The 19,395-nt window shown below is 64.2% G+C and carries 18 protein-coding genes; 5 read left to right on the top strand and 13 right to left on the bottom strand.

Annotated elements, in window-relative coordinates; all coding sequences use genetic code 11:
* Window positions 1-18: 18 nt before the first annotated feature.
* From ACFVSI_RS04540 to ACFVSI_RS04530, 3 genes are read right to left on the bottom strand one after another with little or no spacing between them, the layout of a single operon-like run.
* Window positions 19-654 carry a bifunctional 4-hydroxy-2-oxoglutarate aldolase/2-dehydro-3-deoxy-phosphogluconate aldolase gene (locus ACFVSI_RS04540; RefSeq protein ID WP_387820153.1) on the bottom strand — a complete coding sequence of 212 codons (636 nt, stop codon included), beginning with the start codon at window positions 652-654 and terminating at the stop codon, window positions 19-21.
* The gene (locus ACFVSI_RS04535; RefSeq protein ID WP_387820151.1) at window positions 651-2,303 is read right to left on the bottom strand and encodes an amidohydrolase family protein; all 1,653 of its coding nucleotides are present in this window, start codon (window positions 2,301-2,303) and stop codon (window positions 651-653) included. Before ACFVSI_RS04535 ends, ACFVSI_RS04540 begins: the two co-directional genes overlap by 4 nt.
* An 8-nt stretch (window positions 2,304-2,311) precedes the next feature.
* Window positions 2,312-3,610 (bottom strand): alanine racemase, encoded by a 1,299-nt coding sequence (locus tag ACFVSI_RS04530; protein ID WP_387820149.1) that lies wholly within the window; start codon window positions 3,608-3,610, stop codon window positions 2,312-2,314.
* A gap of 168 nt (window positions 3,611-3,778) precedes the next feature.
* Here ACFVSI_RS04530 and ACFVSI_RS04525 point away from each other — a divergent pair, with 168 nt between their 5' ends.
* The 3 genes from ACFVSI_RS04525 to ACFVSI_RS04515 are packed head-to-tail and all read left to right on the top strand — an operon-like array spanning window position 3,779 to window position 5,951.
* Window positions 3,779-4,792 carry a sugar kinase gene (locus tag ACFVSI_RS04525; RefSeq protein ID WP_387820147.1) on the top strand — a complete coding sequence of 338 codons (1,014 nt, stop codon included), beginning with the start codon at window positions 3,779-3,781 and terminating at the stop codon, window positions 4,790-4,792.
* On the top strand, window positions 4,789-5,550 hold the full coding sequence (locus tag ACFVSI_RS04520) for an IclR family transcriptional regulator (RefSeq protein ID WP_387820145.1): 762 nt from the start codon (window positions 4,789-4,791) through the stop codon (window positions 5,548-5,550). Before ACFVSI_RS04525 ends, ACFVSI_RS04520 begins: the two co-directional genes overlap by 4 nt.
* Window positions 5,547-5,951, top strand: coding sequence for a RidA family protein (locus tag ACFVSI_RS04515; protein ID WP_262276579.1), 405 nt, complete (start codon window positions 5,547-5,549; stop codon window positions 5,949-5,951). The genes ACFVSI_RS04520 and ACFVSI_RS04515 overlap by 4 nt, the downstream gene beginning before the upstream one ends.
* A gap of 296 nt (window positions 5,952-6,247) precedes the next feature.
* Here ACFVSI_RS04515 and ACFVSI_RS04510 read toward each other — a convergent pair whose 3' ends face one another.
* The 10 genes from ACFVSI_RS04510 to ACFVSI_RS04465 all read right to left on the bottom strand — a co-directional run bounded on the left by ACFVSI_RS04510 (window position 6,248) and on the right by ACFVSI_RS04465 (window position 15,898).
* Window positions 6,248-7,567, bottom strand: coding sequence for an LssY C-terminal domain-containing protein (locus tag ACFVSI_RS04510; protein ID WP_387820142.1), 1,320 nt, complete (start codon window positions 7,565-7,567; stop codon window positions 6,248-6,250).
* 4 nt (window positions 7,568-7,571) lie between these two features.
* A complete protein-coding gene (locus ACFVSI_RS04505; protein WP_387820140.1) occupies window positions 7,572-8,540 on the bottom strand; it encodes an NAD-dependent epimerase/dehydratase family protein in 969 nt (322 codons plus the stop codon).
* Between the two features lie 58 nt (window positions 8,541-8,598).
* Complete coding sequence (locus ACFVSI_RS04500) at window positions 8,599-9,567, bottom strand: cyclase family protein (protein WP_387820139.1); 969 nt, start codon at window positions 9,565-9,567, stop codon at window positions 8,599-8,601.
* On the bottom strand, window positions 9,564-9,818 hold the full coding sequence (locus tag ACFVSI_RS04495) for a hypothetical protein (protein WP_387820137.1): 255 nt from the start codon (window positions 9,816-9,818) through the stop codon (window positions 9,564-9,566). Before ACFVSI_RS04495 ends, ACFVSI_RS04500 begins: the two co-directional genes overlap by 4 nt.
* Before the next feature lie 10 nt (window positions 9,819-9,828).
* Window positions 9,829-11,166, bottom strand: a complete 1,338-nt coding sequence (locus tag ACFVSI_RS04490; protein WP_387820135.1) for a TRAP transporter large permease subunit — start codon at window positions 11,164-11,166, stop codon at window positions 9,829-9,831.
* Window positions 11,167-11,263: 97 nt separating this feature from the next.
* Window positions 11,264-12,055, bottom strand: a complete 792-nt coding sequence (locus tag ACFVSI_RS04485; protein ID WP_387820133.1) for a DUF1932 domain-containing protein — start codon at window positions 12,053-12,055, stop codon at window positions 11,264-11,266.
* Window positions 12,056-12,173: 118 nt separating this feature from the next.
* Complete coding sequence (locus ACFVSI_RS04480) at window positions 12,174-12,806, bottom strand: methyltransferase (protein WP_387820131.1); 633 nt, start codon at window positions 12,804-12,806, stop codon at window positions 12,174-12,176.
* Window positions 12,807-12,840: 34 nt separating this feature from the next.
* The gene (locus ACFVSI_RS04475) at window positions 12,841-13,842 is read right to left on the bottom strand and encodes a tripartite tricarboxylate transporter substrate binding protein (protein ID WP_387820129.1); all 1,002 of its coding nucleotides are present in this window, start codon (window positions 13,840-13,842) and stop codon (window positions 12,841-12,843) included.
* Between the two features lie 47 nt (window positions 13,843-13,889).
* Entirely contained in the window at window positions 13,890-15,392 is a 1,503-nt protein-coding gene (locus tag ACFVSI_RS04470) for a tripartite tricarboxylate transporter permease (protein ID WP_387820127.1), read from the bottom strand.
* Between the two features lie 2 nt (window positions 15,393-15,394).
* Window positions 15,395-15,898 (bottom strand): tripartite tricarboxylate transporter TctB family protein, encoded by a 504-nt coding sequence (locus tag ACFVSI_RS04465; RefSeq protein ID WP_387820125.1) that lies wholly within the window; start codon window positions 15,896-15,898, stop codon window positions 15,395-15,397.
* A gap of 137 nt (window positions 15,899-16,035) precedes the next feature.
* Here ACFVSI_RS04465 and ACFVSI_RS04460 point away from each other — a divergent pair, with 137 nt between their 5' ends.
* Entirely contained in the window at window positions 16,036-16,836 is an 801-nt protein-coding gene (locus ACFVSI_RS04460; RefSeq protein ID WP_387820124.1) for an IclR family transcriptional regulator, read from the top strand.
* A 172-nt stretch (window positions 16,837-17,008) separates the two neighbouring features.
* On the top strand, window positions 17,009-19,306 hold the full coding sequence (gene treS, locus ACFVSI_RS04455; RefSeq protein WP_387820122.1) for a maltose alpha-D-glucosyltransferase: 2,298 nt from the start codon (window positions 17,009-17,011) through the stop codon (window positions 19,304-19,306).
* The last annotated feature ends 89 nt before the right edge of the window (window positions 19,307-19,395 follow it).

The raw sequence follows: 19,395 nt of genomic DNA, 5'->3' as shown, positions 1-19,395 counted from the left end.
TTTCTTTCTGGGTGAGTCCTACTTGAGGGTGCTGGTGAAGGCTGCGGCGCGCGCCGCGATGTCTGCCCAGTCGCCGGCAGCAACTGCCGCGGGCGGGACCACGCTGGTGCCGCAGCAGACCGCGGCAGCACCGGCGTCGAGGTAGCTCTTGGCATTGGAGGCGTCGATGCCCCCCGAAGGAAGCAAGCGGATGCCCGGGTAGGGCCCCTGCAGATCCTTGAGGTACGCCGGTCCGAGCTGTCGGGCGGGGAAAATCTTGACAACGTCCGAGCCAAGGTCCAGCGCCTGAGCCACTTCCGTGGGCGTCATCGCGCCGAGGCTGAACGGGATGCCCGCCGCGGAGGCAACGGCCGCGACTTCGGGCCGGAGTCCGGGCGTCACCAGGAACCGGGCACCGGCGTCGATGGCTGCGCGCGCTTGGTCCGCGGTCATCACCGTGCCGATTCCGACGGCGGCACCATGGTCCGCTGCGGTCTCCGCCGCGCGCTGGACATGCTTGAGTGCATCGGGCGTGGTGAACGTCAGCTCCACGCTGCGGATGCCGCCCTCGGCCAACGCCCGGCACAGGTCCGCGGCGTCGGTGATGGAGGGAGCCCGGACCACTGCAAGCGTGCGGTCGGTCTCGAGCTGCTGGACGAATTCCTGAGGGGTCATTGTTGTCCTTCTCTGGTGAGGCCATCACTGTGGCGGCGGAGGGCACGGCCGGCGCGCGCTCCGGTGGGCTGGCCGCCGTCGATCGCTGCCGTGCCGTTGACGAACACGTACTGGATGCCGCTGGCGGCTTGGCGGGGATTCTGGAACGTGGCGGTATCGCGGATTGTTTCGGGATCGAAAAGTACGACGTCGGCGGCGAACCCCTCGCGGACCAGTCCCCTGTTGTGGAGCTTGAGTCGCGCGGCGGGCCGGCCACTGAGGTGGTGGACCATTTCTTCGAGGCTGAGGAGACCGAGGTCGCGGGAATAGTGGCCGAGGTAGCGCGGGAACGTGCCCCAGGCGCGGGGGTGCGGCTTGGCGCCGACCAGGAGCCCGTCGCTGCCACCCGTGTGGGTGCGGTGCTTCATGATGACCTGGACGTTTTCCTCATGGCCAACGTGCTGCAGGATGCCCGTGCCGAGGCGGTCTTCGGTGAGGATCTGCGTGAAGACATCGAACGGCTCTTGCCCGCTTTCCGCAGCTATGTCCTTGATGGTCTTGCCCACGAATCCTGTCAGCGCCGGGTTCTGGACGCCGCTGATTTCCAGGGTGTCCCATTCGGCCACTACGCCGTGGCAGCCGTCGGAACCGTAGATCTCGACGGCTTCCCGGATACGGGCGCGGGTTTCGGGGTCGGCCAGGCGGGCCAGGGTGGCTTCGGTTCCGCCGGATGACGCCCAGCTTGGGAGGATCGCCGAAAGGGTGGTGGCGCCGGGAAGGTAGGGGTACGTGTCCAGGGTGATGTCGACGCCCTGCTCCAGCGCTTCGTCGATGAGGTCCAGGAGTTCCCCGGCACGGCCCTTGTTTTCGGCGAAGTTCATGGTGGCGTGGGACAAGTGCAGGGCGCAGCCGGTATCGCGGCTCAAGGAGATCATCTCGGCGTACGCACCCAAGGCGCCCTTGCCGTAGGAACGGTGGTGGGGTGCGTAGAAGCCGCCAAGTTCGCCAACGACGCGGCACAGTCCGGCGAGTTCCTCGGTCTGCGCGTACATTCCCGGCGTGTAGGTCAGCCCCGAACTCATGCCCACGGCGCCTTCCTCCATCGCGGTCCGGATAACGACCTGCATCTGCTGCTGTTGCTCCGGCGTCGGATCACCCTCGGCGAAGCCCATCACCATTGCGCGGACGGTTCCTTGCGGCACGAGGTACGCGGCGTTGGTGGCGATGCGGCCGGTGGTGCCATCGGGTCCATCGTCCACGCGGTCCAGCCGATCGAGGTACTCCCCCACGGTCCGCCAATTCCAGTCAAAGTCCGCAGGATTGTCGTTCCAACCCGCGATCTTCTCCCGGACACCGGCAAGCGTGGCATCATCCACTGGTGCATAGGAAAGCCCGTCCTGGCCGAGCAGTTCCGTGGTGACGCCCTGGCTGAGCTTCGCGTAGTGGTTCTTGTTGACCAACAGTTGCAGGTCCGAGTGCGCGTGCATGTCGATGAACCCAGGGCTCAGGACCAAGCCCGTGGCATCGATGACGCGGTCCGCGTCTCCCACGGTGAGGCTACCGGCGTCGACGACGGCGGCAATCACCGCGCCGTCCAACAGGACGTCGGCGGCACGGCGGTCCGCTCCGGTTCCGTCCACCAGGGTGGCGTTGCTGATGAGGGTCTTCATGGGGAGTCCTAGAAGAAGGTATGGATGAGGTCGACGACGGTCTGGTCACTGTTGGTGTCGGCCAGGACCGGGATGACGGTCCACTTGTCGAACGCCGTGCACGGGTGGGACAGGCCCAGCCGGACCACGTCGCCGGGGCGGACTGTGGTGGTGTGCGGGTCGTAGGTCATGAAGGAATGCTGGTCATTGACCGACGTGATTTCGGCTCCAGCCAAGCGCTCCATGGCTCCGCCGAGGACCGGACCGAGGAGTTGCGGCTCGGGAAGTCCTTCGTCGAAGGGAAGGTCGCGCTTGCCGGCGTCGAGGATCGCCAGTCCCGGCTCAGGCTGCGAAACAACCCGCGCCCAGCCGTACATTCCGGCGTGGAACGGCTGATCGCCCACCCGGGAGAACGGCGAAATTCCGCGGTAGAAGCCGTCGTCGTGGATGATGTAGGCCCCGCTGCGGATCATCAAATCCACTGACGGTCCTCCGGTTTCGGCTCCGGTGCTGATGGCCGGGGCGAGAACGGTGACGACGTCGTCGAAGTAGGCGCTGCCGCCGGCGGTGATGAACACGGAACCCGCGCCGTACAAGCCAGCTGCCAGGAGTTCCTCGTGAAGCAGCCGCATGTTGGCGAGATACCCGCGGACAGCGGCAAGGCCGGCGTCGTCCGCGGTGTGCGCGAGCGAGCCTTCATAGCCGCTGACCCCCACCAAACGGAGGTGCCCGGCCGCATGCACGGCACGGGCAACGTCCATCGCGGCGTCCACGCCACGGGCACCCGTCCGGCCGCCATGCGCTCCGAGTTCCACCAGGACATCCAGCACGGCCCCGGTCCCCGCCAGGGTCCGCTCGATCAAGGCGACAGTCTCAACGGAGTCAACCCACGACAGGATGGTGGAGTCTTGGTCGGCGACCCAGCGGATGGCCTGGGGATCGGTGAGGCTGTTGGCGAGTTGCAGGTTCCGCATACCGAACTCCCGGGCCACCCGAAGCTGCGCGAAGTTGGCCAGCGTGATGCCCCACGCACCACGGTTGAGCTGCTCCGTCCAGAGTTGCGGGGACATGGTGGTCTTGCCGTGGGGAGCGAGCAGTACACCCTTTGCGGCGCACCACTGCGCCAGCCGATCCGCATTGGCGGCGAGCGCCTGCGCATCGAGCGTGAGCAGCGGAGTCTGGAGGTCCGCGAGCGTGTGCTTTTCGCGGAGGAATTCTGCGTGCGTGGTCCCGTTCGCGTTGGCGGGAATGGCCTTGTGATGCCATTCGAGCCGGCGGTCGGCCAAGGATGCCACGGCGGTTGCCGAGATGGCTTTGGAAGTGTCCACGCGTTGATTCCCTTCGCGGTGCTGCGGCGTTGAAGCTGCGTTGTGGGCTGCTTGTACTTGCGTTGCGTATTTTGCAACGCTGGTTGCAAACCTGATGGTGATATGTCTAACATGGTGGCGGATCGAGAGTCAAGGCCGCTGCGAAGCGCGCGAACCATGGGAGAACGAGTGCTTTCAGCTGTATGTGTCGGCGAAACGATGGCGATGCTGACCCCCGCCCAAGCCGTTCCCCTGCACTTGGCCTCCGAGCTTCACTGCGGGATCGGCGGTGCGGAGTCCAACGTCGCCATGGGCCTTGCCGCCATGGGCCTGGAGACCCACTGGGTCAGCCGCGTGGGCCACGACGGCTTCGGCACCCGCATCCTCAACGACCTCCGCGACCACGGCGTGGGAGTCTCCGGAGTGGAGGTCGACGCCGAGCGGCCCACCGGCCTCTACGTCAAGGTGCCGGCCCAGGAGTCAGACCCCGACGGCGGCAGTTCAGTCCTGTACTACCGGCAAGGATCAGCGGCTTCGGCCATGGGACGGGACACCCTTTCCAATCCTGCAGTTTCCTCGCTGCTGGATAACGCATCGCTGATCCACCTGAGCGGGATCACCGCCGCACTGTCCCCCGATTGCCTTTCCCTGCTCGAAGCCTTGCTCACCGCGCCCCGCGATGGACGCATCATCAGTTTCGACGTCAACTGGCGGGCAGCGCTCTGGGCAGGACAGGATCGCGGCGTCCTGCAGCGGCTGGCGAACCTTGCCGACGTCGTACTGGTTGGAAAAGACGAGGCCGAGCACGCGTTCGGAACCACCGACGAAGCTGAACTCCGCCGGCTTATGCCGAACCCCGGGGTGCTGGTGATCAAGAACGAAGCCATCAGTGCCATTGCGCTGGACAAAGCCGGCACCCGGGAAGAGGTCCCCGCGCTGTCCGTCGCCGTCGTCGAGCCTGTGGGCGCCGGCGACTCCTTCGCCGCCGGCTACCTCAGCGGCCTCCTCTACGGGCTTGGACAGAAGGAGAGCCTCCGTCGCGGCCACGTTGCCGCCGCCTGCACCCTGACGGTCCACGGCGATCGGGGACCGTTGCCTCCGGCGGAGGAACTTGCGGCCATCCTCGATTCCTCCGATGACGCTTGGGCTGCTATCCATGTTGAAGACGGACATTTCAACACCACCCGGAGCGTGACACCTTGAGCCAAAGCCTCCTGCGGGCCATCGACCTGCTCGGCGAACTCGCCGCGAAGCCAGCCACCCTGGACGAACTCTCGTCCAAGGCCTCCGTGCACAAGACCACCGTGATGCGGCTCCTGCACGCCCTTGAGGAGAAGCGGTTGGTAGTGCGGGACGAGGACCAGCGGTTCATGCTCGGCTCGAAGCTCTTTGAACTGTCCTCCTTGGCGCTGGAACAACGCGACATCCGCAAGGTGGCACACCCGCATCTCGCCGATCTCAACGGCAAGACCGGACACACCATCCACCTTGCCGCCTTTGAAGGAAACGAGGTGGTGTACATCGACAAGTTCGAGTCGCACCACCCCGTCCGCATGTACTCGCGCATCGGCCTGACTGCATCGTTGCACTCGGCCGCTGTGTCCAAGGTCCTCCTCGCCGACATGCCGCGCAGCCGGCAGGAAAAGATCGCCGCGGGGTTGGACTACGTCAAAGTCACCGAAAACACCCTGACCTCGCCCTCTGCCCTCCTGGCGGAGCTGGAGCTGGTCAAGGAACAGGGCTGGGCGCACGACAACGCCGAGCACGAAGCCTTCGTGCACTGCATCGCGGCCCCCATCCGCGATGCCAGCGGCGCCGTCGTAGCCGCAGCCTCTTGTTCGGTACCGGTAGTGATGCTCAGCTATGAAGGATTGCTTGAGCTGCTGCCCGACCTCAAAGCCAGCACCGAGGCCATCTCCAACGACCTCGGCTGGATCAGCCACGAAAGGAAACCCGCATGAGCGAGAAGACCGTAGTACTCACCGAAAACGCCCCCGCCCCGGCACACGTATTTTCACAGGGCATCAAGAAGGGCGGCATGTTCCAGGTGTCTGGCCAGGGACCCATGGACCCCGCCACCAACCAGTACATCGGCGAGGGCGACGTCCGCGTCCAGACCCGCCGCACCTTGGAAAACGTCAAGGCCATCCTCGAAGCCGGTGGATCCTCCGTTGAGGACGTGCTGATGTTCCGCGTCTACCTCACCACCCGCGACGACTTCGCCGCCATGAACGAGGTCTACGGCGAATTCATCAAGGAAAACGTCCCCAGCGGCCTGCTGCCCAGCCGGACCACGGTGTTCGTGGACCTGCCGCACGAGGTCATGCTGGTGGAGATCGACGCCCTGGCCGTCACCGCCTAACGCCCGCTCACATCCCACCCGCTTGAGCCGAACGCTCACTCACATCCCACCCGCTTTTCGGGGACGCTAGTTCACATTCCACCGACTTGAGCCGAACGCTCACTCAAGTGGAAAACACGCCCGACGGCGGCACTCACCGTGAGTGCCGCCGTCGAGCCGTTAAGAGGCCGTCACCCGGGCAAGCTGAAGAGTCCGTGCCGCCACGACCCACTTTGAGCCCCGGGAAGCGCCAACACCCCGTATTTTCCAGCGATTTCGGCGGCCTGGAGGCCCAAAGCAGGTGGCGGAGGTACGTACTAGTGACCAGCCTGCAGGCGCTTCGGGGCAAGCGTGGGTGGAACCGCCGGAACCCGCTGCCGTTTGGCGTACACCCTGGCCCGCTGGCTGGACAGTGCCAGGAGCACGAGGATGTCAGTAGCCAGGCCGGAGAGGCCGGCTTCCAGGGTGATGTTGGCACTACCCGTGAAGTAGTCGATGGCCTGCACCACCACGGAGATGGAACTCAACCCCATGGCGATCACGCGCGCCCCGTTGCTGCCGAGGAAAATCCGCCAGGCCAGGAAAATCTCACCCAGCCCGAACAGCAGGACCACCACGGCAATAAAGGTGACCACCGCCGTCGTGGTTTGTGGGTCAAGGGGGTCGCCGTCGGTGGTGAGTTCCGTGAACACCTCGGAAGAGGTCAAAAGCGTCAGCGCGAGAACGAAGGCCGCAATGGAGCGAGCCACCACCAAAGCTGCGCCCATCATGGTGGGCGCCGGCCGTCGGTCGCGGCTGTCCGTTGGGCGGGATGGTTGGTTCGCCGGGACCGGCACCCGGCGCGCGTCGATGATGGGGAGGTCGCCGTCGGTGGAAATCGAGTCCCCGCCGCCGTTCCGTGAGTGGTAGCCGGTGGAGAAATCCTTGATCACCTGGACCGTCACAGCAGGCTCGGCGTCGGACACTGTCCGCACGATATGGTCCCGCTCAACGTCGGTGTTCTGCTCGATCTTGTGCGTGATCTGAAGGGTGAAGAGCGAGAAGCCGACGCTGCGGTCGTAGGTTCCGGCGGCGAGCCAGTCCACTTTGTGTCCGCCGGGAAGGAGCCAGCCGTCAGGACACCGCCAGAAACGGACGTGATGGCGTTTGCCCGGGTTGTTGTCCACTTCCTGCTGATAGGCGAAATCCTGTTGCCGGTCGAAGAGGTAGAGCGGGCTGACCGGAGCCTCGGAGTAGCTGCGCCGGAAAATGGTGGAGCTGATGATGCGGCGGCTGCTGCCGAGGGTGACGTCGTCCGCTTGCGTCCAACCCGCGGCCCGCATGATGGCATGAACTTGCGGCTCGTCACCGAGCAACGCAACGTTCACGGGGTCACCCAGCAGCCCGTCGCTGGTCCTGGCCCGGCCGATGAAGTAGCCGGGAACGTAGATGGTGGTGAGGATGCGGTGGAGCCGGGGCAGAAGAAGGTAGGCCAGGAATGCCCAGAAGAAGAAGTAGAACCACAACTGGCCCCACCCCAAGTGGAAGCTCTCCCCCACCAGCAGGAAAGCCAGCCAGACTGAAGCGGCACCGCCGAGAATAAAGAACGCGTGGTCAAGCCACGTATCGGTCACGTCCTTGGCAGGTGCCTTGTACACGGGCTTACCCTTCGGCGAGGCTGAGTTGTTTGTTCCCGATGAGCCACTGCACTGACTCATGCACAGCCTGCTCCGGTTCATACCGAGGCGCATAGCTCAACAGCGACTTTGCCTTCTCAATGGTCAGGCAATGGTTTCGCGACAAGTGCGCCCAACTCGCCTCGGCGTGCTCGCGGGGTGTGTTCCGGCGGAATTCTTCCCACCCCACCGATTCAAAATGCGGCTCCCGACCAAACCAGGAAGCAGCAATCCCCGCGAAGCCGCGTACGCTCAAAGCCGTCGGGGCGACGATGTTGAAGTCTTCGCCAGCTGCGGCTTCGCGTCGCTGGATCGCCTTTTCAAACGCTTGGGCGACGTCGTCGGCATGGACGTGGTGCATCAATTCCGTGCCGCTCCCGGGCATTTCCACTGTCTGCCCAGCGGAGATCTTCTGCCAGACAGAGGGATCGAAATTGCCCAACGGTCCCACCGGATGCCAGCCGGGACCCACGATGTGGCCAGGATGCAACGATGTCGTGAGCAGGCCGCCGGACGCCGTCTCCTCCTTAAGCATGCGGGCGATGTCGCGCTTCTGGATGCCGTAGTCGTCGATGGGTTCCAGGGCTGATTGAGAGCCCTCCGCTATTGGCAACTTGATGCTGGCCCCATACCGCCAAATGGATCCACAGTGGAGGAGATGTCCCACCTCGCCACGGAGCCGTCCTACCAGCGCTGTGGCGGAGTCGAGCGTGAAGCACAGCAGATCAACCACGACGTCGGCACCCAGTCCCGCTATGCGGTCGCCGAAGGTGCCCGCATCGTCCTCGCGCGTACGGTCCGCCGTCACTTGGCGGACCTGCTGCCACTCGGGGGTATCCGTGTACGGCGCTCTGGTCCCACGGCTGACGTTGATCACCTCATGCCCACCGCGGACAAGCCTGGGCACCAGGAATGAGCCGATGTGGCCACTGCCGCCGATGACAACGATTTTCATGGCTTCCCTTCATCTCCGGGGTAGAGCTGGGAGTTCCAGAGTAGCGGGGCTTGCAGCTTCAGAGCAGGGCTATGGCATTCGCCGGCGATCCAGTGCCACCTACGATGTTGAGCGGCTTGATGCTGACGAAGGCCTCCCACGTGCCCGTGGTGCGCATGTGCCGGGCCAAGGGTCCGAGCTTCCACAGTTCGCCAAGCGGCATGCCCAGTTTGGCCAGGAGTTGCTGATGCATCATCCCGTTGTCATTGGGAGCCGATTCCAGGAAGGGGCTGTCCGGCACAGCGGGCAGGCACTCGAAGGCGAAGTTGTCGGCGGCCAGAACCGAGAGCCGGTTGTCCCAGGCCCAGGCCACGAACTCTTCGCTCTGTGCAATTCCGGTTGCTTTGCGGCTTGCCCGCACCTCCTGCTTCTTGTCCGATGGCAGACCGAGGAACCACTCGCACCAGCCCGTGTGCAGCATGAGGATGTCCCCCGGTTTCACCACGAGCGACTGCGCCTCAACAGCGGCCTGGATCAGCTCCAAGCCAAGGGGTTCACCGGCTTCGTGGTCGATCGGCGCCCCGGCAGCAGTTCGGTAGCCTTCAAGGTCCACCAGCACACCCCTGCCGACGATAGGCTGCTCTGCCCACTCCTGGATGCCCAGCTCTGCAGTACCTTCGCAGACCAAGCCGTCCGGGGTGCCGTTGTAGAAACCCACGTCATCCGCCCGGCGGTGCCTGAGCCCGTCGATCTGGGTGGAACCTTGCAGGTAGTAACCGTCCAGGTAGTCGTCACGGTGGGCCGGGTGGGCCGAGTAGATGATGTGCCGTGGTGCGCCGCGCTTGAGGGACATGCCGGGGTCGAACGCATCGGCCGCGTAGTCCAGCCCAAAGACTTCTCCGGTGCGGATGCAGTCCTTGGCCGAGAGCACGGCCTCAGGGGTAATGAACGACGGCGTTCCGCGGTCCGTGTCGGGAAACAGGTTCCAGGATGTGCCGGCAAGTTGCCCCTCCCGCTGGAGCAGTTGGGCATATGAGGGGTAGTTCATCGCGTCGTTGCCTCCTGTTTCACGTCCGCACGCTGCGGGCTCTTGTAGCTGAGCAGGAACCCGGCCACGGCGCACACAGAAGCCGCAATGCACATGCCAGGCTTGAAGAACTCGTTGAGGAACGTCAACCAACTGCCCTGGCCCACAACCAGTCCAAGGGCCTGGCCGGCCACGAACAACACCCCTCCTGCCAGAAGCAGCCCGAGGGTAATGACGAAGACTGCCTGGACGGCTCGTCGCAGCTGTTGCATGGGTATTTCCTTAGATGGGGAGGACGCCCAGGATGATCAGCACACCGATACCCAGCAAAGGCAAGGCATAGTGCGTGAGGAGCCTGGAGAAGGTCTTGATGGGATTGACGTCCGCGATGCCGCACGCCACGTACAAGGGCGCCCCGCCCGGCGGGACCGCAGCTTCGCAGGAGGAAAAAACCAGTACCGCCACAGCCGCCGTCGTTGCCGGGACACCGGCGGCCACAAGCGTAGCGACGCCGACAGTTCCGACGGCGGCCATCGTCGCCGTCGCGGACAACGGCGCAGCGACGGCGATGACGATCAGCCCGATCAGGATGGCAAGGAGCCACAAGGGCAGGTTCATCTGGCCAAGCAACGCCGTCATCTGCTTGGGCAATCCTGTCGCGGCCAAGGCGTTGGCGCCGGCAAACGCGAACACCACGGTGATGCCCACTACGCCGAACCGCGGCGCCGAATTCTGCAGGAGGTCCCACCAGGCCCGCCCGTTCCGGGGCAGGGACTTCCGGCCCAACAAGGCGCCGGTGATGATGAGCACCACGGGAATCCAAACAATAATGCTGAGAGATTTCGTGACGTCCCCTCCTGTCCAGTCGGACAACGCCGAGGCGATGGCGCCGGAGGTGATGATCAGGGGAATTGCCACCACAACAAAGAGGAGCAGCGTTGCCCAGCCTTGGCCGAAAGCCGTGCGGACAGCCAAGCGGTGGGCAGGATCCAATGGCGCCATTCCACTCTTGCGGACCAACAGCCACGTGACAACCAGCCGGTGCAGGAAGCACCACAAGCCGCCAACCAACAGGGGCAGCACAAGGTCGTTCACGTTCAGCAAAGGTCCCACCGTGGCGGAGCCCACCAGCACGAACATGGACGCACTGAACGGGAACGTGATGCCCATGCCCGCGTTGCCCGCAACAAGTGTCGCTGCTGATGGCTTATCCAGCTTGGACTTTTCCATCCACGGAATGGTCACCGAGCCCACGGTGGCGGCGATGGCGGCTTGGTTGTGGACCACGCCGCCAAGCCCGGCGGACGCGACGGTGGACACCCACGCCGGGCCGCCCTTCACCCCGCCGATCAATGAGTTCAACAGATCGATCAGCTTGTCCAGTACGCCGGTTTTGTCCAACAGGTACCCCATGAACACGAAGGCCATGGTGGCGTAGACAATCTCATCGGTGACGGCCGAATAGAGCGATGCCCAGCCAACCTGTGCCGCGGCAGCGCCGGTGAACGGCAACACCACCAGGAAACCGATGATCATGGCTTCGCCGACGCTGCGCTTGAACAGCGTGGTCCAGAGCAGGATCACGGCGAGGTAGGCTCCGAGGGCCCAGATGCCGATCATGGTGCTGCTCCTGACAGGGGTCGCGTTTCCGCTGAGTACTTCATTGTTTCTCTAGTCCCGATTCTTCCTGCTGTATCCGTGAGCGCAATACTGCAGCTCAGCGCAGTACCGCCACCGGCTCTGCCGCTTCGCTGGCTATCCGTGTCAAAGCCGCGGCTGCCGCCGTCGTCATTTCGGCCGGAACCTTCAGGTCGTCCGCAAGGAAGCTCGCGGTGTCCTGCATTTCCTTCGACCGGCGCTGGGCGTGCTTGGCCGTGCCCACCAGGAAGCGGTCGATGACCGCTTGGCCGTCGCCGGCCAACTGGCGCGCGATCTGCTCCCGGATCCACTCTTCCAACCCCGCTGCCCGGCCCGCGGTGACGGCCTCAACCACCACGGACGCCAGTCCCTTCATCAGGACGCTCCGCAACAGCTTATGCGCCATGGCAGCGCCCGGTTCGCCGTCGGCAATTTCGACGTCGGCACCCAGCGGAGCGAGCAGCGTGGCTACCGCCTCGGAGCCGGGGCCGCTGACCATCAGCGGAGTCTTGGCGCCCTGGGTGGGCACCGGACCAAGAATCGCGACGTCGGCAAAGTCCGCCTCGGAGGGGATCCGGCTCAATTCCTGCATCACGTGCGGTGAGGAGGACGTGAGGTCCGCATAGCAGCTACCCTTGGCCAGAACGGGAAGGCATTCCGCTGCGACCGCCGGGGCTGCCGCTGCTCCCGTCAGGACAAGGACGATGTCGGCTCCCTGGCAAGCTTCCGCAGCGGTGGACGCGCGGACGACTCCTGCCGGCGTGGTCGGCGCCACGGGGTCGAAACCCTTGACCTGGTGACCGGCGGCAACCAGGGCCGACGCGTAGGTGGCTCCTGCTTCTCCGAGGCCAATAACGGTGCAAACTGTCATGATCTTGTCTTTCGTTCGGGGTTCAGGGCTGGAGATTCAGCGGGCACGGCGACAGGGACCTGCCGGGCCGGGAGGTTCGGCCAGGCAGGTCAAGCCGTGGTCGCTGCTTCTTTGGGTTTTACTTTTGGCGGTTCGCGATGATCGCGGCGCGGCGGTTGCTTTCGTCGGCGAAGACGGCCTCGGCAGCATCGGCGACGGCGGCCGCCTGCTCGCGGGGGATGACCACCACGCCGTCGGAGTCGCCGATAATGATGTCTCCGGGCAGCACGGGAACGCCGCCGAAGGAGACGGGGGTGCCAAGTCTCGAAGGCCCATTCTTGTAGGGCCCGGCAGGGGTGATGGCGCGGGCGAAGACGGGCATCCCGATCTCGCCCAGGGCCTCGGCGTCCCTCGCAGCGCCATCCAGGGCGAAGCCAGCGATTCCCAGGTTGATGGCCCGCTCGCCGATCAGCTCGCCAAGAAGGGCCCGGGATTCATCTCCTCCACCGGCAACCACAATGACGTCGCCGGCTTGAGCCAGCTGGAGGGCCCGGTGGATGCCTTGGTTGTCTCCGGGGCGGGTCCAGACGGTGAAGGCCGGGCCGGCCAGGCGTGCGCCGGACCAGATGGCCTGGATGGCCGAGTCGGCGATCCCCAGGCGGTCCATGGCGTCGCCGATGTTGGCTGCAGGCAGTTTCGCGAGGCGGCCAAGAACGTCCTGGTCGGGGCGGGGGAAGTTCGTATCGAGGTCTTCGAGGACGGGAGTGGACATGGTGTCTCTTCTTTCTAAATGGTGCGGGGACCGGCTAGTCCTTCTTCTGGACCATCGGCAGGACCTTCTTGAAGCCGTCTTCCTGGGAGGCCCAGAACTGCTTGTAGTCCGCGCCGTTCAGGTAGCTCGTCTCAAGGCCCAGATCCTTCATCTTCTGGACCACAGTGGGATCCTCGATCGCCTTCTGCAGGGCTGCTTCGATCTTCTTGGCGACGGCGTCGGGCAGGCCTGCCGGTGCGGAGTAGCCACGGACCGTGCCTGCTTCAATCTCGTAGCCGGATTCCTTGAACGTGGGGACGTCCGGCAGGGACGGAGCGCGCTCTGCCGTCATGACGCCGAGCACCCGGGCCTTGCCCTGCTTGGACAGGTCAGTTACGTCGCTGACGTTGGCAACCAGGATGTCCACGTGCTTGCCCAGGAACGCGGTGGTTGCCTGGGATGCACCCTCGGAGAAGTGCACGGGAGCGAACTCGGCACCGGTGGTTTCCTGCATCTGTGCCAGGGCGAAGTGCTCGCCGGTCTGGAGGCCCGTGGTGCTGGCCGTCATGGACTTGGGCTTTGCCTTGGCTGCATCAAGGAGTTCCTTGAGCGTCTTGTAGGGGCTGTCCGGCTGGACCGCGATCACGGTGGGGTCGATCACCTGGCGGCCCAGCGGCTGGAAGCTTTCCCGGGTGTACTTGGCCCCACGGGCAGGGTCCAGCGGCGATACAACCACGGACGGGGAACCGGTGGCACCGATGGTGTAGCCGTCGGGCTTGGCGCTGGTGAGCTGCGTGTAGCCGATCTGGCCACCGGCACCGGGCTTGTTGATGACCTCAACGTTGGTGCCAAGTTCCTTTTCGAGGATCGGCTGGACCAGTCGGGCAGCAGTGTCCACGGCTCCACCGGAGGAGAAGGAAACGATCAGGTCGATCGACTTTCCCTTCTTGGGGAAATCGTCGGCTGTGTTGTTCGCGGCACCGGCGTTGGCACCACAGCCCGTGAGGGCCATCAGGGTTACGGCAGCGAAAGCTGCGATCATGCGTGTACGGGGCATGGTTCTTCTCCTTTGAAGTATGGGTTGGGGGGGTGAGTGGTTGCGGTTTAGGTTTCCGGGTCCTCGGTGAGCGCCTTCGGCTTGCGCAGCTTCAGGAGCGGGCTCAGGACGATCAGCAACCCGAGGCCGATGAGCACCACCGAGATGGGACGGTTGAGGAAGATTCCAAAGTCACCCTGGGAGATCTCCAGCGACTCACGCAGCGAGCGCTCCATGAGGGGACCCAGAACAAGCGTCAGGACCATGGGTGCCAGGGGGATGTCGAGGTGCCGCAGGGCAAGGCCGAGCAAGCCGAAGGCGATCATCACAAAGACATCGAAGACGTTGAAGTTGATCGTGTAGGCGCCGATCACCATGAAGAGCAGGATCAGTGCGGTCAGGATCGGCGCAGGTACCCGGAGGATCGAGGTCCACAGGCCCACCAGCGGAACGTTCAGGAGCAGCAGCAACAGGTTGCCGATGAAAAGGCTGGCGATGATGGCCCAGGCGATCTCGGAGTGCTCGGTGAAGAGGGTCGGCCCCGGAGTCAGTCCTTGCTGGAGGAAGGCGCCCATCAGAACTGCGATGGTCGGCGAAGCCGGGATACCCAGGGTAAAGAGGGGAATCAGTGCCGCGTTGGCGTGGGCGTTGTTGGCGGTCTCAGGGCCAGCGACACCCTCAATGGCACCCTTGCCCAGTTCGTTGCGGTACTTGGAGAACTTCTTTTCCGCACCGTAGGCCAGCAACGAGGACACCGAGCCGGTCATGCCCGGGATCAGTCCCAGCCCGAATCCAATGCCGGTTCCGCGTGCCATCGATGGTGTGCTGCGACGCCACTCGGTCCGGTTCGGGAGCAAGGATCGCAGCCCCGGAGCGTGCACCACCGACGTGCTGGTGTCCTTGCGGTAGGAAAGGATTTCGGACAGGCCGAAGACGCCGACGATCACGGCTACAAAGCTGACGCCGTCCAAGAGGTTGTCCGAGCCGAAGGTGAAGCGGGGTGCGCCTGCCACGGGATCGATGCCGATCATGGAGATCAGCAGGCCCAGTGCACCGGAGATCAGCGCTTTGACCATGGACTTTCCGGCGAGCGCCACGAGCAGCGAAATTCCCACCACCATGAGCGCGAAGAACTCCGGCGGCCCGACCAGCAGGCCCATCTCGCCCAGTGGCTTGGCTGCGGCCACGAGGCCCAGCGTGGCTATGGTTCCACCCACGAAGGACCCGACGGCGGCGATGGTCAGTGCCGCTCCGGCCTTGCCGATCTTGGTCATGGCATAACCGTCGATGGTGGTGATCGCCGAGGCTGCTTCCCCGGGAGTGTTCAGCAGGACGCTGGTGATGGTTCCGCCGTACGCCGTCCCATAGAAGATGGCACAGAGCATGATGATGGCGCCGGTCGCATCCAGGTTCATGGTCAGCGGGATCAGGAGGGCGACGCCGGCCACCGGACCGATTCCGGGCAGTACGCCAATGATGGTGCCCAGGAGGCATCCGAGGAAGGCAAAAATCAGGTTCTGCCACGTCATGGCGGCGGCGAAACCGCCCATGAGTTCGTTGAGTGTATCCACGGCTAGAGTCCGATCGAGTTCAAAAGGGGAATGCCCGCCGTCGGCAGGGAGACGTTAAGTCCGTAGTTGAAGGCATAGAACGCTCCGAAACTGCCGGCCACCGCGATGATCAGCGAGGAAACCCAGCCGCGGCGTCCGCGCACCTTCAGGTGATAGAGCAGGAAGAGGAACATGCTCAGCTGAAATCCGAGCAGGTCGAGCACTGCGGCAAGGACCGCAAGGCTTACGACGACGGCGATCACCAGCCGCGCGTCGACACCCTCGGGCGTTTCACTGGGACGTCGGAGCTCCTGGAAGAGCCACAGGACAGACATGGCCACCAGCAGGACGCCCATGGCGAAGGGGAACATTCCAGGCCCGGGTCCAAGGGTTGTCCAGAGGCCCAGCTCGATGGAACTGACCAGTACGTAAACGCCCACTACGACGAAAGCGCCGATGCCCGCGAGCACCGACTTCGCGATGCGCCCCTTGAGCCGGGGCTCGGCGATGAGTGACTCCGTTGTCATGGTTTCCTTCTTGCGATTGGTGTTACTTACATCCCGTGGTTCTAAGTTTCACAGAATGAAAGAGTATTGCGTATGGAGAAATAGTGACAGGAGCCACATGACCTGTCAAGCGCAAGCAAGTTACATAGAATGGAAGGATGACCCTGAGCTCCACGCACTCAGCCACCGCACCCGAGGACGGCCCCAAGGCCGCCAACATGCGTTCCCTCTCCAGGGCCATGGAGGTTTTTGCTGAGCTGCAGCGGGCCGAACGTCCCCAAAGACTGAGCGATCTCGCCAGGACCTGCGGCATGAGCCTGCCCACCACGCTCCGCATCCTGCGCGTCCTTCAGGATTTCGGCATGGTGAGCCAGACCGACAAGTCGTATCGCGTAGGTCCAGCGGTCCTCCCCGCAGCCCGCAGTTATCTGGAAAACGATCCGTTGGTGGTCGCTGCCAGGCCGATCCTCCAGCAGGTCGCCTCGCAAACAGGACTTACTGCCTCGCTGTACACCCGGCTCGGCTATGAACGCATTCTTGTAGCCCGGGTCGACGGCGAATCACCGCTTCGTTACGACCTTCCCCTGGGTAAACGCCTCCCTCTGACGGTGGGCGCCGCCGGGAAGATCCTCCTGGCCTCGGCCTCGGAAGCTGAACTTGAGCAAGTGACGGCAGCTGCAATTGGCGCCGGCCACGAAAAGGACACCTTCACCATCGATGAACTACGCAGCCGGCTGCCGACACAGGGTGCCGACTATGCCTACTCCGAAGACGAACGCGCCACCGGCGTCCTTTCCATAGCCATTGCCGTTCCGCATCGGAGTGGCCGGCCCAGTGAGTCCATTGCCCTGACGAGCCCCGTGGAGTCGGCCACGGAACCGGCGTTGCGGGCCGCGGTGCCGGAGCTTAGGCGAGCGGCGGGGCGTCTGTCAGAGGTGTTGGAAGGTTCTGTCTACTAGCAAGCTGCCGGCAATGACGCCTGACAACGCATGACTCACTTCTCCTTGAGGTCGACAAACAGCTGCCAAGGATGCTTAGCATGATTACGCCGGGTACTCCCGGGTACGTGACCTGTTGAATGACCCCTCGGACGGTCGGCGCTGATGCGGCGGCCACGTAAAGGAGAATGCTGTGCGGGAGCCTGTAGTCAACGAAAGCGCGGCAGAAGTCAGTGCTGGTCCAGCCGAAATACAACTGGAAACGCAGGATGAACCCCAGGAAACAGGGGAAACCGCCACAGAGTCACCGGAAATCACGTTCGACGAGCAGTTCTACCCCGCCCGTCCCAAAGCGCTGCGGCCCATCGCCCGCCGTCGTCAGTTTTTTGCCGCGCGTCCCTCGCTGGAGTTCGACGGCCTCAACAAAACGTATGTCGACTGGCTGAGAAACCAGTCCATGCTCGGCGACGCCAACACGATGGCGCGGCAGCTTTCGGGCCAAGCCAGCATGTGGCAGAACTCGTACGCCAGGCCCAATCCACGCGCAGCCGTGGAACGAGCACCAGTCTGGTTCACCGCCTATCCCCTGTCCTTCATCACCAAGGGCGGGCAGTCGTTCCTGTCGGCGCTTGGCGATCCGGAGCTGTGGGACGCGTTCAGCCAGATTGGCATCCGCGGGCTTCACACTGGACCGGTGAAGCTCGCCGGCGGTATCCGTGGCTGGTCGCAGACCCCCAGCGTGGACGGGCACTTTGACCGCATCAGCATGGCGATCGACCCCGCATTCGGTACCGAGGAAGAGTTCCGCCAGATGTGCGAGGTCGCCGTGGAGCACGCCGGCACGATCATCGATGACATTGTGCCCGGACACACCGGCAAGGGCGCTGACTTCCGGTTGGCCGAAATGAACTTCCGGGACTACCCCGGCATCTACCACATGGTGGACATCCCGGAGGAAGACTGGCACCTGCTGCCCGATGTTCCCGAGAACGAGGATTCCGTCAACATCAGCCCGGAGGCAGAACGGGCCCTTCAGCAGGCCGGCTACATCATCGGCCGGCTGCAACGTGTGATCTTCTACGAGCCCGGCGTGAAGGAAACCAACTGGAGCGCCACCAAGGCGATTATCGACACCACCGGCAAGGCGCGCCGCTGGGTGTATCTCCACTACTTCAAGGCAGGTCAGCCGTCCATCAACTGGCTTGACCCCACGTTCGCCGGCATGCGCCTGGTGGTGGGCGATGCCCTGCACTCCCTCCTGGATCTAGGCACAGGAGCGTTGAGGTTGGACGCCAATGGCTTCCTTGGCGTCGAGAAGAGTGCCGAGGAAGAACCGGGCTGGTCCGAGGGCCACCCGTTGTCCGAGGCAGCCAACCAGCTGATTGGGTCCATGATCCGCAAGGTGGGAGGGTTCTCCTTCCAGGAACTGAACCTCACCATTGACGACATCAAGGCGCAGTCAGAGTCGGGCGCGGACCTTTCCTACGACTTTGTCACCAGGCCCGCCTACCACTACGCCCTGGTGACCGGCGATACCGAGTTCCTGCGCCTGACCCTGAAACTTGCCATGGACATCGGCGTGGACCAGGCGTCCCTGGTCCACGCGCTCCAGAACCACGATGAGCTGACCTACGAGCTCCTGCACTTCGCCGCCGGCCACCGGGACGACATCTTCGAACTCGGCGGGGAGGAACTCACGGGCGCGGAAGTGGCCGAAAAAGTCCAGAACACCATGCGCGAACGGCTCACTGGCGAAAACGGCCCCTACAACGCCGTCTTCACCACCAACGGGATCGCCTGCACCACTGTCAGCTTCCTCATGGCTGCGCTGGGTATCAAGGACCCGGACGCCATCACGCCCGAGCAGGAAGCCCAGGTGCTGGACGCCCATGTCCTCCTGTCCATGTACAACGCGCTTCAGCCGGGCGTCTTTGCACTTTCGGGGTGGGACCTCACCGGGGTCACCGCCCTGGATAGGGCGACCGTCGGCGAGCTGACCTCCCAGGGCGATACCCGTTGGATCAACCGCGGAGCCCACGACCTCATGGGTACCAGCCCGGACGCACAAACCTCTTTGGCCGGCATGCCCCGGGCCCGCAGCCTCTACGGCCCCTTGCCGGAGCAGCTCAAGGACGCGAACTCCTATGCCCGACGCCTGCAAAAGATCCTCACGGTCCGGGAAGAGTCCGGCATCGCCACCAGCACCCTGCTGGATGTCCCGGACGTGTCCAACCGCGGCCTGCTGGTGCTGGTCAACCAGCTCGCAGACGGAGCTGTGCAAGTGACGGTCCTGAACTTCTCCGACCAGGACATCGCCGGCAGCATCCAGTCCGCCTACCTGGTACCGGGCGCGACCGTCCAGGATCTGTTCAGCGGCGAGGACGTGGGCCAAGTGGACGATCTTGGCAGCTTCTTCCTGGAGCTTGGCCCCTTCCAAGGCACGGCGCTGCTGTTGAAGGACCCGGTTGCGGAGGACGAAGCCACCGAATAGAGCCCTGACGCTCCGCGAGTTGGGGGGGGGTGTTAAGAAGTTTAACAAAAAAAATGTTAAAAAAAAAAAAAACCCGGGGGGGGTGGGCG

The sequence above is a fragment of the Paenarthrobacter sp. NPDC057981 genome (genome assembly GCF_042886835.1).
Classification (GTDB): domain Bacteria; phylum Actinomycetota; class Actinomycetes; order Actinomycetales; family Micrococcaceae; genus Arthrobacter.
The sequence above is the reverse complement of the archived record's forward strand: the minus strand, read 5'-3'. Positions and strand labels throughout refer to the sequence as shown.

Excerpts from the sequence above, each read along its gene's own strand:
- ACFVSI_RS04540 (WP_387820153.1), bottom strand. The coding sequence starts at position 654 with ATGACCCCTCAGGAATTCGTCCAGCAGCTCGAGACCGACCGCACGCTT.
- ACFVSI_RS04490 (WP_387820135.1), bottom strand. The coding sequence starts at position 11,166 with ATGATCGGCATCTGGGCCCTCGGAGCCTACCTCGCCGTGATCCTGCTC.
- ACFVSI_RS04485 (WP_387820133.1), bottom strand. The coding sequence starts at position 12,055 with ATGACAGTTTGCACCGTTATTGGCCTCGGAGAAGCAGGAGCCACCTAC.
- ACFVSI_RS04465 (WP_387820125.1), bottom strand. The coding sequence starts at position 15,898 with ATGACAACGGAGTCACTCATCGCCGAGCCCCGGCTCAAGGGGCGCATC.
- ACFVSI_RS04495 (WP_387820137.1), bottom strand. The coding sequence starts at position 9,818 with ATGCAACAGCTGCGACGAGCCGTCCAGGCAGTCTTCGTCATTACCCTC.
- ACFVSI_RS04475 (WP_387820129.1), bottom strand. The coding sequence starts at position 13,842 with ATGCCCCGTACACGCATGATCGCAGCTTTCGCTGCCGTAACCCTGATG.
- ACFVSI_RS04535 (WP_387820151.1), bottom strand. The coding sequence starts at position 2,303 with ATGAAGACCCTCATCAGCAACGCCACCCTGGTGGACGGAACCGGAGCG.
- ACFVSI_RS04460 (WP_387820124.1), top strand. The coding sequence starts at position 16,036 with ATGACCCTGAGCTCCACGCACTCAGCCACCGCACCCGAGGACGGCCCC.
- ACFVSI_RS04500 (WP_387820139.1), bottom strand. The coding sequence starts at position 9,567 with ATGAACTACCCCTCATATGCCCAACTGCTCCAGCGGGAGGGGCAACTT.
- ACFVSI_RS04515 (WP_262276579.1), top strand. The coding sequence starts at position 5,547 with ATGAGCGAGAAGACCGTAGTACTCACCGAAAACGCCCCCGCCCCGGCA.
- ACFVSI_RS04505 (WP_387820140.1), bottom strand. The coding sequence starts at position 8,540 with ATGAAAATCGTTGTCATCGGCGGCAGTGGCCACATCGGCTCATTCCTG.
- ACFVSI_RS04480 (WP_387820131.1), bottom strand. The coding sequence starts at position 12,806 with ATGTCCACTCCCGTCCTCGAAGACCTCGATACGAACTTCCCCCGCCCC.